Consider the following 14984-nt stretch of genomic DNA (forward strand, 5'->3'; position numbering starts at 1 on the left):
GATGCCCCGCGGATAATCCGGAAAGCGCTTGAAATACGCGTCTTGCAAGCGAGGGATCTTAAGGACAGGGTCGAGCCCGCCTGGATCTAGATCGAACGTCCAGGAGCGCTTGTCATGGGTGGGCCCAGCCAAGCCAAGGGAGATCACGTTTTCCAACCCCATCAGGCGACGCACAATGACCGCACGGTGTGCCCACGGACAGGCACGCGCGGCTATAAGGCGGTAGCGGTTCGGTTGCACCGGCCAGTGGAGGGTTGCGCCTGCGCCGTCAGGAGAAGGCTGTGGTTCGTTCCCTGTCACTGATGCAACGATGCGGTCACCAATGTAGTTGGTATCTCGCTTGAACTCGCCATCCGTCGAGGCGTTTTGTGGGGCACCTGCCCAGTCCGTCGGTGTTTCCCTCTTGGCGGCGGTAGCGATTTGGGGCCTCCCTGTCCACGTGAATAGTTGGTGATGTGTCAACTATAGGTTGTTTTCCCAACCAGGGCAGGTGTGCACGGCACAGTGTTCAGCACAGGGGCGGGGCCGAAAGGGGGTTGTTTAGCGCGCTCCGAACAGCACCGTGTTGTGTGCACCCGCCTGGATTAGCGCCAGGCGGGCAATGTCAAGCACGTACAGTGTGCCGAAAAAACCAGGGATTACTGTCGCCTGGCCGTAGGAGCGGATCTGGAACGGCTGCAGGCGCTCCGGCTCCTGCCCGAAGCCCTGGTTCCAGCACTTCTTGCCAACAAAGCGATCCTGGATAGCAATCGCCGGAATCAGGTGCTGCGGTGGGTTGCACTCCGGCTGGGATTCGCGTGCACGCTGGGACACGCAGAGGGTTTCGTGGGTGGAGTCGAACTGAGTGAGCTCACAACGCACCGAGCCGTCAGCGTTGGCAAAACCTCGGCTGCCGGTGGCTGCTGCGGACGGTGCAAGGGCGCCTACAAGGGTGGCAGCGGTAACGGCTGCCGTGAATGCTGGTGTGATACGCATAACATTTAGGGTAGCGCCCAGCGATTAGTCCCGCCAGGCAAGGAATGCAGCCGAATTCCGAATTTAGCTGCGTTACCTGCGTATTCTTCAACAAAATTAGTTGACCGTTTGCCGGAGGCGCAGTAGACAATAACGTCGCCAGCTGGCAACGCAGCAAACACCTGATCCGCTGCATTGCTGTCCTGCGCCACCTGGCTCATGGGGAGGTTCTGCCCGGGATGCGCAATATCGCTAAGCACCTTCTCGTGTGGCTCACGCACATCCAACGCCACCGCCTCGCCGCGGGCCAACAAGTCCAGCAGCTCCTGGCCGTCGTTGCTGGGAAGGGCACACGAAGCGTCGTAAACCCCGAAGCCCTCAACCAGCGCACGCGCCGGGTCGCGGGAAACGTTGAAGTGGCGGATGGTGGCGCTCAACGCGTCGTACATATGCAGCCGTCCCGGGGTCACAGGGGCAAGGCCGGTGAGGAACTTCACCGCCTCCGTTGCCATAAGCCCGCCCACCACACTCGTGGTTACGCCAAGCACACCCGCGGTTGCGCAATCCGGCACGCTATCCGCATCCGGCTGGGCAGGGTAGAGGTCCCGCATGCCTACACCGCCATCTGGCGCGCCGGGGCCGGACCACCATAAGGCAACGTCGCCGCGGTAGCGCAGCACGGACCCCCACATCAGCGGTGTGCCGGTGATCTCTGCGGCGTCGGCGGCGAGGAATTTGGTTTGGAAGGTATCGGAGCCGTCGATAAGCAAATCAATGCCCTCAAGCGCCTCAATGAAGTTATCCTCCGTAAGCCGCTGCCTGCGCGCATGCACGGTGATGTGGGGCTGGATTGCTTGAATGCGCTTCGCGGCAACCTCCACCTTCGCCTTGCCTACATCATCGGCGTTAAACAGGATCTGGCGGTGGATGTTGGAAAGGGCAACCGTGTCATCGTCATACACCGTGATGTTGCCAACGCCAGTGGCCGCAAGTGTTTGCATAATTGGGCAGCCAAGCCCGCCGGCGCCGATGACCAGCACGTGCGCGTTGTGCAGGCGCTGCTGTTGCTCGGGGCCAAAACCGGGCAGGTTCATCTGCCTGGCGGTGCGCTCAAGTTCCTCGCGGGGCAGTGTTAGCTGGGTTAGCTGGGTTAGCTGGAATTCAGGTGTCTTGCTCACTGCACCAATGTACGTCCCTGGTGTGTATTGCGTTTCTGTTGTAACGCAATACTATTCAACCCTCAAAGGTCAATTGTCCGTTTGATCAATTGTATAATTGAATTTGTCAACTTGGGCAGCTTTGTGAGTGCGATGGGACTATCTAATGTTCTTGCCGCTGCGTTTGTGCCGATAGGTGGGCTATGGGACCCCCGGAATGGGGGATAGGGATTATGAATCAATTTATAGATTATACTTTTCGGCTTGGCCTTACATGTCCCGATCAATGCGTTTTTCTGCATATTATGCAGTGTGGCAAGTTTGGCACGTCATAAGCCCTTTTTTCGCCCTAAAGTAAGATTTATGTCAACTACTACTCCTAACAGCGCAGCTGGCGTGGCAACGTCCTCGCCAGTGAAGCCCGTGTCACACGGCAGCGCTCTTGCTGTCCTGGCATTGGGTACAGCTTTCCTTGCAGCTACCCCGCTGCAGGTGAAGGCCTCGAACATGGACCCGGCTACCCAGGCTTTTCTTCGTGTCTTTCTCGGTTTTCTGATTCTTCTGCCCTTCGCTATTTGGGAGATGAAGAAGAAGGAAAAGCTGAGCAAGCAGGCTGTCATCCTCTCGCTGGTCTCTGGCGTGTTCCTGGGTATTGACTTTACTGCCTGGAACTACTCCATTTTCTACATCGGTGCCGGCGTGGCAGCTGTTTTGCTGAACCTGCAGGTCATCATTGTGCCGATGCTTGCGGCAATCTTTGATAAGTACAAGATTCCGCCGGTGTTCCTCGTGCTTGTGCCAATCATGGCTGTTGGCGTGTTGCTGACCGGTGGCGTTTTTGAAGGCTCTGCTGAGGCGACCGGGCCAGAGACCATCTACGGCGTTAAGACCGCAATTTTGGGTACCGCGTTCGGCCTGACCTCTGGCATCTGCTACTCCTTCTACCTGTACTTCTCCCGCAAGGCTGGTACCTCGGCACGTAAGGACCTCTACGTCCAGCCGATGATGTACACGGCTATCACCCAGATGATTGCCCCGATTGTGGTGGCATACACTTTCTCCCCACGCGGCGGTTTCGACTTCACCAACGGTGTGCTGGTTGACGGCGTCCTGCCGGCAGTGAACCCGGAGACCACCCTGGGTGACCCGCTGACTACCGGCAACTGGATCGCACTGATCACCCTGGCGGTCTTTGGCCAGGCACTTGCGTGGACCATGGTCCAGTACGGCTCCGTCTGGCTCGACCCGACGCTGTCCGCTGGCATCCTGCTGCTGTCGCCGGTTACCTCCGTCATCATTGCAGCGCCCCTGTTCGGTGAGATCCCGTCCACGCTGCAGATCGTCGGTGTGCTGATGATTCTGGCAACGGTTGCCTACCAAAACGGTTTGTTTGCAATGCTCTTCGGCCAAAAGAAGAAACCGGACGAAGAAAATCCAGACACGAATCTTTCGGAACAGCTACAAAGGGAGGGGTTGGCACCTGCCCACTCACCGGAGGACGTTCCGGAAAATCCGAAAAAGCTGTAACTAATCCAAGGCCCTAGCGGGAGAGACTCCCGCGGGGCCGACAACCATAAGGAGCAGTCAATGCATCTGACTAAGCGTGAACAGGAAAAGCTTCTGATTGTGGTCGCCGCCGATGTGGCTCGCCGCCGCAAGGAGCGTGGCCTGAAGCTCAACCACCCAGAGGCCGTAGCACTGATTTCGGACTTCTTGCTTGAGGGTGCTCGTGACGGCAAGACCGTGGCGCAGCTGATGAGTGAGGGCGTTGAGGTTCTTAGCCGCAATGACGTCATGGAGGGCGTGCCCGAGATGATCTCTGACGTTCAGGTTGAGGCAACTTTCCCTGACGGCACCAAGCTTGTTACCGTCCACAACCCGATCCGCTAAGAGGAGTGAAACATATGATTCCTGGCGAGTACTTCATTTCTGACAATGGCCCGCTGACCATCAATGAGGGCCGCGAGGCTCTGACCCTCGAGGTGACCAACCGAGGGGATCGCCCTGTGCAGGTCGGCTCCCACTTCCACTTCGCTGAGGCAAACGCTTCCCTGGAGTTTGACCGCGAAGCAGCTAAGGGCAAGCGCCTCGACATCCCAGCTGGCACCGCTGTGCGCCTTGAGCCCGGCGATAGCCGCACCGTCAACCTGATTGACTTTGGTGGAAGCCGTGAGGTTTACGGCTTCAACAGCAAGGTCAACGGGAAGCTCGACTAGTCCACCCAATCTCTACAAGAAAGGCATTAGACAATGGCATTTGAGATGGAGCGTCGACAGTACGCTGAGCTCTACGGCCCGACTGCAGGCGATGGTATTCGCCTGGCCGATACCGACCTCGTGGCACGTGTTGAGAAGGACCTGACCCACTACGGTGAAGAAGTCACCTTCGGTGGCGGCAAGGTTATCCGTGACGGCATGGGGCAGAACAGCCGCACGATGGGCGACGAGCAGATTCCGGACGTAGTTATCACGGGTGCGACCGTGGTTGACTACACCGGCATTTACGTTGCGGATATTGCTATCAAGGACGGCAAGATTGCCAAGATCGGTGCTGCCGGTAACCCGGACGTGCAGGACGACATTGACATTGTCGTTGGGGTTGGCACCGAGGTTATTGCAGGCCAGGGTCGCATTGTGACTGCTGGTGCTGTGGATACCCACATTCACTACATTTCCCCGGAGCAGGCAGAGGTTGCTCTGGACAACGGCACCACCACCCTGGTCGGTGGCGGCGTTGGCCCGGCTGAGTCCTCCAACGCAACCACGGTGACCTCCGGTGCGGCCAACATCACCCGCATGATCGAGGCAACCCGTGACTTCCCGGTCAACGTTGGCTTCCTGGGCAAGGGCCACGCATCTGACGCGAACCCGCTGCGTGAGCAGATCCGCGCTGGTGCAATCGGCCTGAAGATCCACGAGGACTGGGGTGCAACCGCTAACTCCATCGACACCGCACTGACCGTTGCGGATGAGCTGGACATTCAGATTGCAATCCACACCGACACCCTGAACGAGGGCGGCTTTGTGGACAACACCCTGGCTGCAATCGGTGACCGCGTAATCCACACCTTCCACACCGAGGGTGCTGGCGGCGGCCACGCACCGGACATCATCGAGGCAGCTGGCCTGCCGAACGTGCTGCCGGCGTCGACCAACCCGACCCTGCCGTACACGGTGAACACCCTGGATGAGCACCTTGACATGATCATGGTGTGCCACCACCTCAACCCGGACCTGCCGGAGGACGTGGCATTCGCTGACTCCCGCATCCGCCGCGAGACCATCGCAGCTGAGGACGTCCTGCACGACATGGGCGCACTGTCCATCACCTCTTCTGACTCCCAGGCAATGGGCCGCGTCGGTGAGGTTGTACTGCGCACCTGGCAGGTTGCTCACCGCATGAAGGGGCAGTTCGGTCCGCTGGAGGGTGATACCCAGGACAACGACAACAACCGCATCAAGCGCTACGTTGCCAAGTACACCATCAACCCGGCGATTGCCGCTGGTATTGGCCATGCTGTTGGTTCCGTTGAGGAAGGCAAGATTGCTGACCTGGTTATCTGGGAGCCGGCATACTTCGGTGTCAAGCCGTACCTGGTACTCAAGAGCGGTTTCATCGTTCGTGCCCTGATGGGTGACTCCAACGCATCGATCCCGACCCCGCAGCCGCGCACCATGCGCAACATGTTCGGCGCATACGGCCACGCTGCTGCACGCACCTCGGTTACCTTCTTACCGACGGTTGCGATCGAGGCCGGCGTACCGGACACCCTGAACATTGGCCGCAAGTTTGTCGAGGCGAAGAACATGCGCAACATCTCCAAGAAGGACATGAAGCACAATGACGCCACGCCAGACATTAAGGTGGACCCGGAGACCTACGTTCTGTCCGTGGACGGCAAGGAGATCACCTCTGAGCCGGCCGAGGTTCTACCGATGGCGCAGCGCTACTTCCTGTTCTAGTCAGTAGCACGTCATTCAAACCCTGAAAGCGGAGAGGCCTTGGCCACTCCGCTCTCGCTATTTATGAAGGAGAGCACAATGATTGTCACCGAACTTCGTGGCAACATTCGGGACGCGGGCGAAGGCGCCCGTGTTGCAGACCGGGTGGTGTTTGACAATGAAAGCCGACTCAAGCGCATCCAGCGCGTCACCACCGCCGGTGGGGTGGAGATGGGCTTGCAGCTGGATAAGTCCGTGCGTGAGCTGGAAGATGGCGACATCCTGGCTGAAACCGAAAACGGCTACGTCATCGCAGAGATGGCTCCGCTGGACGTGCTGGTGATCGCTCCGAAGACCATTGAAGAGGCGCTGGAAGTGGCTCACTCCTTGGGTAACCGCCACCTGCAGGCGCAGTTCTTTGGCAAGGACAGCCAGTTCAACGCTGAGGTAATGGTTGTGCGCTATGACCACACGGTTGAACACCACCTGGATCACATGTCCGTGGACTACCACCGCGGTGACTACGTCATGCCGAAGGCTTTCCGTCATGCAGAACACACCCACTAACGCGCGTGCGAATCTGGTGGTGTGGCACATCACCGATTCCGCTCTCCCTACAGGCGCGTTCGCACACTCCGCAGGGTTAGAGACCTACATCCAGCGTGATGAGGTTCATGACCCAGAGAGCTACCTGCGCTGGCTGGTTGGCTACCTACACCAGGCCACCTACGGTGAAGCCCTGGCGGTGCTTTTGGCGGTGCGCTTGCAAGCTGCCAACCTGGAGCAGGAGCAGGCAATCGTTGCGCTGCGTGAGTTGGATGAGATTTGCCACGCAACGCAGACCCCGCAGGAGCTGCGTGCATCCATGCAGGCAATGGGCAAGCGTATGGCCAAGGTTGCCAAGATTATGGACGCTGACAATGCGCTGGTTGACGCCTACGACGCCGGCCTGCGCAAGCGCGAGTTCTTTGGCAACCCCGGCATTGCCGCTGGTCTGGTGTTGGGCGCCGCCGGGGTGGATGAACACACCGCGGTATCGGCATACTTGATGCAGATGGCTAACTCGATGACGCAAAACGCCATCCGTGCCATCCCGCTCGGCCAAGACGCTGGACAGCGGATCCTGATTGATGTGTACGAGTATCTGCCGAAGTTTGCGGAGGAGACTCTGGCACACGACGTGGCTGATCTCGGTGTGTCCTTCCCGCGGCTTGAGATCGCGCAGATGGAACATCAGTACATGCGCTCGCGCATGTTCATGTCTTAAAACGAAAGGAATTGAAACATTATGACCACTATCAAGGTTGGCATCGGCGGGCCGGTTGGCTCCGGCAAGACCCAGCTGATTGAGCGCATCACCCGTGCGCTCGACGGTGAGGTTTCCATGGCCGCTATTACCAATGACATTTACACCACCGAGGATGCGAAGATCCTTGCGCGCGAAGGCATTTTGCCGAAGGACCGCATTATCGGTGTTGAGACCGGTGGCTGCCCGCACACCGCGATTCGTGAGGACACCTCGATGAACGAGGCCGCCTACGAGGAGCTTATTGAGCGCCACCCGGACCTGGAGCTGGTGTTCGTGGAGTCCGGCGGCGACAACCTGTCTGCTACCTTCTCCCCGGAGCTGGTGGATTTCTCCATCTACATCATTGACGTAGCCCAGGGCGAGAAGATCCCGCGCAAGGCGGGCCAGGGCATGATCAAGTCTGACCTGTTTGTGATTAACAAGACGGACCTGGCTCCGTACGTTGGCGCCAACCTGCAGGTCATGGCTGATGATTCGAAGCAGTTCCGTGGGGATAAGCCGTTTGTGCTGACCAACCTCAAGACTGATGAGGGCCTGGATGAAGTACTGCAGTGGATCCGCCGTGACGTCCTGATGCAGGACATCAAGGGCTAGTATGTGGTCCATTTCGCCAGAACGCTTCAACAAAGCTCCCGGCACGGATTTCACCGGCACCCTTGATCTGGGGATTGCTGTTCGCGCTGGCCGTTCCGTGGCCACCAAGCAGTACCACGACGGTGCGCTGAAGATCATCCGCCCGCACTACCTGGATGACAGTGGGCAGGTCTACTACATCACCGTCAACCCCGGCGGGGGATACGTGGGAGGAGACTCCTACGATATTGCCGTCAGCGTTGCTGATGGTGCCTCAGTGCTGCTGACAGACCAGTCAGCAACCAAGGTGTACCGCACCCCGGGTTCGCATGTGACCCAACACCTGCACTTCAAGGTAGGTGCGGGTGCTGTGCTGGAGTACATTCCGGATCAGCTGATCCTGTACCGTGACGCGGACTACCGCCAGCACATGACGGTTGAGGTGGATCCTGAAGGCCACGTGTTCCTTTCAGACATTGTCACCCCAGGCTGGTCTCCTGATAAGGAGATGTTCCGCTACCGTCAGGCGCACCTGCGCTCAACAGTGCGCGTAGGGGACAAGCTGGCCTTGGTAGACAACATGCGGATCCAGCCGCTGGAAGAGCGTGAGGAGATTGCTTCTCCAACGTTTTTGGGAGAAAACACCCACTTCTCCACCGCCATCTGCTTCGACCCGCAGGTGGATGAGGACCTGATTGCTCAGGTCCGTGACGCCATCAGTGACGTCGAGGGTGTGCAGGCATCCGTCACCCCAACGGATGTACCTGGGTTCGTGCTGCGTGGTGTGGCTAACCGCACCGAGCACCTCATGGAAGTGGTGCTTCGCGCAGCCAACGTGGTTCGCTCCGAGCTGCGTAGCCAAGGCAAGGTGCACCTGCGCCAGTACTAAATCCAGTACGAGCGCCAGGTATAGGGGGTTACTCCTCTGGGTCCGCGTAATCCGCAGCCCAGTGGAGGAGGCGGTGGATGCGCTCATCTGCAAGACCGTAAAAAATGCTACGGCCCTCCCGGATTGAGCGCACCGTGCCCATCTTTTCCATAGCGCGCAAAGACGCAGAAGCTGTAGCCACCCGCGTGCCAGTTGCATTTGCCAGGTCAGTGACGGTCAGTTTGTTTTCGCCTGCCGTATGCATGGCGTCCAAGAGTCGAAGCCGCGTGGTGTCACCTAGGGTTTTGAATACCTCTGCCCAAGTCTCGTGATACCGCATAGCCACTAAGCCTAGTGCGTAATCACCGGTCCGTGGACAATCAGGGAATGTTCACCATCAGCCTTGCGTAGGGAGGCATCAACGCCAAACGTCTCTTTCAGCAACTCAGGCGTCAACGTCTCACTCGGATCCCCAAGTGCCGCAACGTGGCCGTGGTCCATCACCAGCACCGTGTCACAATAGCGTGCGGCCAACACCAAGTCATGCAGCGCCAACACCACGGTGGTGCCGTGGTGGGTGCCCACGTGCTCCAGCATGTTCATCAGCCGGTACTGGTGGTGTAGGTCCAAATGGTTGGTCGGCTCATCCAACAGCAAAAACTTCGCGTTTTGCGCTAGCGCTCGTGCCGTCATTGCGCGTTGCACTTGCCCGCCAGAAAGGGCACGCAGGGAGCGATCTCTCAGCTCCACCAGGTCGGAGTGGATCAGCGCCTCTTCAACAATGGCCTCATCACCGCCACTGCCACGCCCGAACAAACCGTAGGCGGCGCTTTGGCCCATCTCCACCAGCTGCTGGACCGTCAGATCCGGCAAGGTGCCGTGGCTTTGCGCCACGTAAGCTACCGTTTGCACGCGCTCGGCGCGGGACATGGAGGACAGAGGCGTGGCGTCGTAAAGAATGCTGCCCTTGGCGTCACTGACTCCCGCCATCGCACGCAGCAGAGTGGATTTTCCGGAGCCATTCGGACCAACGATGCCGATGATGCCCGGGGTAGGGATCGAAGTCTCCACATCGAGGCGGAACGACTGCACCTGGGCTTGGACCTTGATGTCAATCATCGGTTGATCCTCCTCAAGATGATGAAGAACACCGGCACACCAATCAGTGCCGTGATCACACCCACGGGCAGCTCCTGGGGTGCAAACAGCACACGCGCAATCGCGTCAGCAATCACCAAAAACAATGCGCCAACGATTGCTGCAACCGGAATCAAACGAGCATGCAACGGCCCCTGCACCATGCGCACTGCATGGGGCACGATCAAGCCAACGAAACCGATTGCACCAACCGCGGCGACGGTCGCCGCCGTGAGCAAGGAAACCACAATAAGCACCGTGTAGCGTACAGCGACAACGGGAACGCCCATGGTGTGCGCTGTGGCGTCTCCAAGCGTCAGCGCATCCAAGTGCCGCGAAAGCAACCACAGCACCACAAGGCCAACCGCACCAGCGATGGCAACAACAATAAGCGTGTTCCAGCGCGCCGCAGACAGCACGCCAAGAAGCCAAAACATGATGCCGCGTGTGGATTCCGCGTTACCGGAAGCCGTAACAACAAGCGACGTCAAAGATTGGAACAAAAAGCCCACCAGCACGCCAGTCAGCACCACACGCGTAGCATCAGCACGCGTATGACGAAGCAGGGCCATCAGCAGCATAAACGACGTCAAACCACCAACGGCGGCGCCAACCACAATGCCCCACTGCCACGTGGAGAACATGATGGCAATCACCGCACCAGTAGACGCACCCGAGGAAATACCCAGCAGGTACGGCTCAGCCAGATCGTTGTGCGTAATGGCCTGCATAGCCACACCACACACCGCCAGAATCGCTCCCACGCACGCGGCCATCAGCACACGCGGCAGACGCAACTCCGTCAGGATGGACCGCTGCACAGGCGACATGCTATCCAAATCAAACACGGAGATACCGCTAGAGCCAAGCGGCAGCGAAACAACAATCGCCGCCGCAAGCGCCAGCAGTGATAACAGCCCGAAGGCGATGGACTTCTTCACGCTTTTCGGTTCTTACTTCTTACTCTGCGATACCGTTTTCAATCGCGTCAGAGATCTGCTGCAGGCCCTGGTAGGAGCGCGCCGACGGGGAAGTGGTCACACCGTTGATCACAATGAAACGCTCCTCTTTCACTGCACGCATGCTGTTGACACCCGGCGTTGCCTTAAGCGCCTCGACTTTCTCCTCCCAGGTATCACCCGGCTCACCACGCGTTGGCAGATCCCCCAAGATGAGCACGTCCGGGTCAGCTTCCGCCAAAGCCTCCCAGGAAATTTGCGGCCACTCTTCCTTCACATCGGCAAACACGTTGACCATGTTTACTGAGTCACCCATCTCCGTGACAATGGACGGGCCACCAGCCACATACGGCGCACCACCGACGGTGGAGTACACCATGGCAAACGTCGTGCCGTCTGGCGCCTGGGCAGCACCCTCCTTGGTTTCATGAAGCTTCTCTACTAGATCAGCCGCGGTGTCTTCGTGGCCGAAAAGCTGGCCGAGCTCCGTAATGTCACGCTCTACAAGCTCAAAGGTGCTCTTACCCTTGTTCTCGCCGTGGTCCTGGCACTCCACGTTGGACTGGTAGGTGCGAACACCCAGTTTCTCCCACTCCTCACGGGTGCCCGCAGAGTCCGCCGTCCACACCAAACGGAACGGGGAGTACACAAAGTCTGGGTCCACCGCACGGATCTGCTCAGCAGTAGGAATACTCGGTGCAATGATCTTCGGGGTCTCGAATCCCTCCGGCGGGTTGTCCTTCTGGTGGCCAACGCCAGCGATCTGATCCGCAGCACCCAGCAGCAGCAGGGTGTCAGACGCGCCCTGCTCAAGGGCAACCGCGCGCTCAACAGTCGGAGCGGCATCAATCATGACGCCGCAGTTGTCGATCTGCTTGGCGCTAGCTTCGGCGCTGGTGTCAGTGCTAGTGGTGGTGTCAGTTTCGCCACCGGCGCAGCCAGCCAGCGCAAGCGCGGAGATCAAAGAGATGGGAAGTAGACGACGCATGATGAACCTTCCTTCAAACGGTCAATCTAGTGTTTGAATGAAGTGTCCTACGTCTTGCACCGTCAAACAAGTTTCACCCTTACGGTGGCCCTAAAAGGCCCTAAAAAGGGGCTAGTTACAGCACCTGATCTGCCCAGCTAGCCAGGCCGTCAAAGCTTGAGGATGCCACCGCGTGTTCCCGCTTCGGGATCCTGCCGGCCTCGCGCGCCAGACGGCCAGCCGCTACCGCAAGACGCATCGCCTCCGCCATAGCTACCGGGTCCTGGCAACGGTTCACGGCGCTAGCCAACAGCACGCCTGAACAGCCCAGTTCCATGGCAAGGGAGGCGTCGGAGGCGGTGCCCACGCCAGCGTCGATAAGCACGGGCACCTCGGCACGCGAACAAATCAGCTCAATGTTGTGCGGGTTCAAAATACCCAAGCCGGTGCCGATGGGGGAGCCCAGCGGCATGACCGCCGCCGCACCAAGATCCTCCAGACGCTTCGCCGCAACCGGATCATCGGAGGTGTAGGCAAGCACCGTAAAACCTTCCGCGACCAGCATCTCGCAGGCATCAACGGTTTCAACCACGTCGGGCAGCAGCGTGCGATCATCCGCGATCACCTCAAGCTTTACCCAGCTGGTGCCTAGCGCCTCACGCGCAAGCTTCGCCGTAATCACCGCGTCACGCGCCGTGCGGCACCCCGCCGTGTTTGGCAGCGGCGCAATGTTCAGACGCTGCAGCATGTCAAAGACACTCTCGCCGGAAGTGGGGGCTTTGGCGTATCTGCGCATTGCCACCGTAGTCAACTCCGTCCCCGAAGCCACCAGCGCTTTTTCCAACATATCCATCGAGCTCGCCCCACCCGTACCCATAATCAGGTGTGAGCCGAACTGCCTATCTGCAATGGAAAGCAACGCTTAGCCCCCCTGAACTGCGGTGAGGATGTCTACGCGTGCACCGTTAGCAAGCTCGGTGGTGTTCCAAACCGAGCGCGGAACCACGTCACCGTCGAGTGCTACCGCAGTGCCAGCCTCCGGCACCTCGCCGAGCACCTCGTGCACCAGCTGTACAACCGACGCCGCCTCCGTCGTGCGGGTTTCATCATTCACTGTGAGAGTAATGGCCATGGCTACCTCCTAAGCCCGTTGATGACGCCAGGGGTCACACGCTTCCAACGATATTGCAGGCGCTTTTTGTTCCACCAGATCGGCCCCGCAACGCGCCGCCATGCCGGCTAGAAGAATACCGTGGCGGAAATAACCAGTAGATACCGTCACGCGGTCGCTGACCCGGCCCAAATATGGCAGGTCATCTGGCGAGCCCGGACGCGCACCGGCGTCCGCCTCAAGAAAATCGCATTCCTCCAGCGCCGGGCAGACCTCAATCGCGTCGCGCAGTAGCTGATAGACGCCCTGGACCTGGGGTTCGGCGCGGCCGTCCTCACGCGTGGTGGCGCCGATGGTCAACGTGCCATCACCACGCGGGATGAGATAAATCGGGCGGTCCTCCACAAAGCCGCGCACCACACGATCCAGCAGCGGGAACTGGTGCTTGGGCACGCGCACGTGCAGGATATCGCCGTAGACAGGACGCAGCTCAAGCGGGTTTGCGCCCATAAACCAGCCGGTGATCTCCGCCGCGCCAAGGCCCGCAGCGATCAGCACCTGGTCAGCGTCGACGTCATCGACGTTGGTGACCGCCTCTTGAACAATTGTCACGCCCGCGTTCGCGCACGCATCCAGCAACGCCTGTGCAAACAGACGTGGCTGCACTTGGTGATCCCCGATGATCTCCACTGCACCCGCCAACGCAGGCGACAGCGCAGGCTCGCGCTTGCGCGCCTCACGGGTAGTTAGGCGGTTGACCTCCATCCCGTGCAGGGCCTGGTAGGCGGAAAGCTCCTCCAGGTGCGTGTTATCCGCGCGATCTCGCGCTACCACCAACGTGCCGTCCGTGCGATACCCGGTGAGCAAATCGCTGTACTTGTTCACCAGCTGGATCAGCTCCGGATACCACGTGGCGGCAGCGTTCATCAGCGGAAACAGCGGCTCCTGCTTGTACACAACCTCCGCCGTAGGCGCCAACATGCCACCCGCATGCCAGGAAGCGCCAGACACTGGCGCCGGATCAAACACCGTGACCGTATGGCCCCGCTCCGCCAGCGTCAGCGCGGAAGTCAAGCCGATGATGCCCCCACCGATAACGGCGACGTTCATGTTTTCCATGGGAATTACCGTACGCCGTGTGGATGATGGGGGGAGGGATCAGTTGTTCCCTAAGGGCCGAGCAATCCGATGGGCACGAGCCAGGTGCGCTCACCAACTTCTGCGACCGTACCTGTTGGCGTGACAATCAGCAGTCCTTCTGGGGGCCTTCCGATGGTGTCGGCGACTTCGCGTAAACGTGGGGCGGCTTCCTTAGCTGCCTGTGGTGATAGTTTCACTTCGACTCCGACCCAGCGACCGTCTCGAAGCTCAAGCACAATATCCATTTCGGCTGTGCCATCCTTGTTCCTGAAATGGAAAGCGGTGCCGCGCAACGGTTGGCTGTACACCCGCAGGTCACGCAATACGAGTGATTCAAAAAGGAATCCAAGAGTGCGCGGGTCGACAGCAAGAGCCGTATGGGAAGCACCTAGCGCAGATGCGGCAAGCGAAGGGTCTACGAGGTGGCGCTTAGGCGTGGCACTCAGCCGAGTTTTAGACCTGCGTGCCGGTGCCCATGGCGGCTGGTCTTCGACGAGATGCATCCGGCTTGCAAACTCATGGAACTGGTACCCAAACCGTTCACCAACCTCCACACCATCTTCCCCCAGACGCTCTTGCACTGTGCTCAGCGGGGCTGGGTGAGCGGTGAGTGAAGCATACGCCCGAAGAAAATGGAGAAGGCGCTGAGGCGATCGGCGCGGCCCACCCACGAAAGGAAAATCGCGCTGTGCCAACGTGTCCATGTAACCCTCAACAAGGAGTTCGACCTGGTCAGCCTCCCTGTCCACCCATGCCGGCCATCCGCCTCGGGTGATCAATGCGCAGACGTCATCAATTGAATGGGGGCTGAGCTGCTGCCCCTGTACAGGAGCTTCACCTTGGAACACGCGGGAAAGGGAAAAGCTTC

General features: G+C 59.4%; 18 protein-coding genes and 1 pseudogene. 8 read left to right on the forward strand and 11 right to left on the reverse strand.

What is annotated here, in order from left to right; translation table 11 throughout:
• The 3 genes and pseudogenes from HMPREF3101_RS04650 to HMPREF3101_RS04660 form a co-directional block, all read right to left on the reverse strand.
• A pseudogene (locus tag HMPREF3101_RS04650) lies at nucleotides 1-420 on the reverse strand (glutathione S-transferase family protein); the annotation flags it as partial.
• 120 nt (nucleotides 421-540) lie between these two features.
• Nucleotides 541-975, reverse strand: a complete 435-nt coding sequence (locus HMPREF3101_RS04655) for a hypothetical protein (RefSeq protein WP_070463202.1) — start codon at nucleotides 973-975, stop codon at nucleotides 541-543.
• Between the two features lie 5 nt (nucleotides 976-980).
• On the reverse strand, nucleotides 981-2132 hold the full coding sequence (locus HMPREF3101_RS04660; RefSeq protein ID WP_256365744.1) for a ThiF family adenylyltransferase: 1152 nt from the start codon (nucleotides 2130-2132) through the stop codon (nucleotides 981-983).
• Between the two features lie 342 nt (nucleotides 2133-2474).
• Between HMPREF3101_RS04660 and HMPREF3101_RS04665 the strand changes: the two genes are divergently transcribed.
• The 8 genes from HMPREF3101_RS04665 to HMPREF3101_RS04700 all read left to right on the forward strand — a co-directional run bounded on the left by HMPREF3101_RS04665 (nucleotide 2475) and on the right by HMPREF3101_RS04700 (nucleotide 8823).
• Entirely contained in the window at nucleotides 2475-3638 is a 1164-nt protein-coding gene (locus HMPREF3101_RS04665) for a DMT family transporter (protein WP_070463208.1), read from the forward strand.
• A 60-nt stretch (nucleotides 3639-3698) separates the two neighbouring features.
• Nucleotides 3699-4001: an urease subunit gamma gene (locus HMPREF3101_RS04670; RefSeq protein ID WP_070463211.1), complete on the forward strand. Its 303-nt coding sequence runs from the start codon at nucleotides 3699-3701 to the stop codon at nucleotides 3999-4001.
• Nucleotides 4002-4015: 14 nt separating this feature from the next.
• Nucleotides 4016-4327 (forward strand): urease subunit beta, encoded by a 312-nt coding sequence (locus tag HMPREF3101_RS04675; RefSeq protein WP_052205170.1) that lies wholly within the window; start codon nucleotides 4016-4018, stop codon nucleotides 4325-4327.
• 33 nt (nucleotides 4328-4360) lie between these two features.
• A complete protein-coding gene (gene ureC / locus HMPREF3101_RS04680; RefSeq protein WP_070463214.1) occupies nucleotides 4361-6073 on the forward strand; it encodes an urease subunit alpha in 1713 nt (570 codons plus the stop codon).
• Between the two features lie 78 nt (nucleotides 6074-6151).
• Nucleotides 6152-6619, forward strand: a complete 468-nt coding sequence (locus HMPREF3101_RS04685) for an urease accessory protein UreE (protein WP_052205168.1) — start codon at nucleotides 6152-6154, stop codon at nucleotides 6617-6619.
• Nucleotides 6600-7319, forward strand: a complete 720-nt coding sequence (locus HMPREF3101_RS04690) for an urease accessory protein UreF (RefSeq protein WP_052205167.1) — start codon at nucleotides 6600-6602, stop codon at nucleotides 7317-7319. Before HMPREF3101_RS04685 ends, HMPREF3101_RS04690 begins: the two co-directional genes overlap by 20 nt.
• A 21-nt stretch (nucleotides 7320-7340) precedes the next feature.
• A complete protein-coding gene (gene ureG, locus HMPREF3101_RS04695) occupies nucleotides 7341-7955 on the forward strand; it encodes an urease accessory protein UreG (protein WP_052205166.1) in 615 nt (204 codons plus the stop codon).
• A gap of 1 nt (nucleotide 7956) precedes the next feature.
• Nucleotides 7957-8823, forward strand: coding sequence for an urease accessory protein UreD (locus tag HMPREF3101_RS04700; protein ID WP_070463216.1), 867 nt, complete (start codon nucleotides 7957-7959; stop codon nucleotides 8821-8823).
• Nucleotides 8824-8851: 28 nt separating this feature from the next.
• Here HMPREF3101_RS04700 and HMPREF3101_RS04705 read toward each other — a convergent pair whose 3' ends face one another.
• The 8 genes from HMPREF3101_RS04705 to HMPREF3101_RS04740 all read right to left on the reverse strand — a co-directional run bounded on the left by HMPREF3101_RS04705 (nucleotide 8852) and on the right by HMPREF3101_RS04740 (nucleotide 14964).
• Nucleotides 8852-9142: an ArsR/SmtB family transcription factor gene (locus tag HMPREF3101_RS04705; protein WP_052205164.1), complete on the reverse strand. Its 291-nt coding sequence runs from the start codon at nucleotides 9140-9142 to the stop codon at nucleotides 8852-8854.
• Between the two features lie 11 nt (nucleotides 9143-9153).
• Nucleotides 9154-9921 (reverse strand): ABC transporter ATP-binding protein, encoded by a 768-nt coding sequence (locus tag HMPREF3101_RS04710; protein ID WP_070463219.1) that lies wholly within the window; start codon nucleotides 9919-9921, stop codon nucleotides 9154-9156.
• Nucleotides 9918-10880 (reverse strand): FecCD family ABC transporter permease, encoded by a 963-nt coding sequence (locus tag HMPREF3101_RS04715; protein WP_070463222.1) that lies wholly within the window; start codon nucleotides 10878-10880, stop codon nucleotides 9918-9920. The genes HMPREF3101_RS04710 and HMPREF3101_RS04715 overlap by 4 nt, the downstream gene beginning before the upstream one ends.
• A gap of 19 nt (nucleotides 10881-10899) precedes the next feature.
• The gene (locus HMPREF3101_RS04720) at nucleotides 10900-11886 is read right to left on the reverse strand and encodes an ABC transporter substrate-binding protein (protein ID WP_070463225.1); all 987 of its coding nucleotides are present in this window, start codon (nucleotides 11884-11886) and stop codon (nucleotides 10900-10902) included.
• 115 nt (nucleotides 11887-12001) lie between these two features.
• Complete coding sequence (locus HMPREF3101_RS04725) at nucleotides 12002-12784, reverse strand: thiazole synthase (RefSeq protein WP_070463227.1); 783 nt, start codon at nucleotides 12782-12784, stop codon at nucleotides 12002-12004.
• A gap of 3 nt (nucleotides 12785-12787) precedes the next feature.
• On the reverse strand, nucleotides 12788-12997 hold the full coding sequence (thiS, locus tag HMPREF3101_RS04730) for a sulfur carrier protein ThiS (protein WP_371327069.1): 210 nt from the start codon (nucleotides 12995-12997) through the stop codon (nucleotides 12788-12790).
• 9 nt (nucleotides 12998-13006) lie between these two features.
• Nucleotides 13007-14095, reverse strand: coding sequence for a glycine oxidase ThiO (thiO, locus tag HMPREF3101_RS04735; protein ID WP_070463230.1), 1089 nt, complete (start codon nucleotides 14093-14095; stop codon nucleotides 13007-13009).
• 50 nt (nucleotides 14096-14145) lie between these two features.
• Nucleotides 14146-14964 carry an ATP-binding protein gene (locus tag HMPREF3101_RS04740; protein WP_246816649.1) on the reverse strand — a complete coding sequence of 273 codons (819 nt, stop codon included), beginning with the start codon at nucleotides 14962-14964 and terminating at the stop codon, nucleotides 14146-14148.
• Nucleotides 14965-14984: the final 20 nt, after the last annotated feature.

Origin of the sequence: Corynebacterium sp. HMSC29G08 (assembly GCF_001806875.1) — a bacterium.
Classification (GTDB): Bacteria; Actinomycetota; Actinomycetes; order Mycobacteriales; family Mycobacteriaceae; genus Corynebacterium.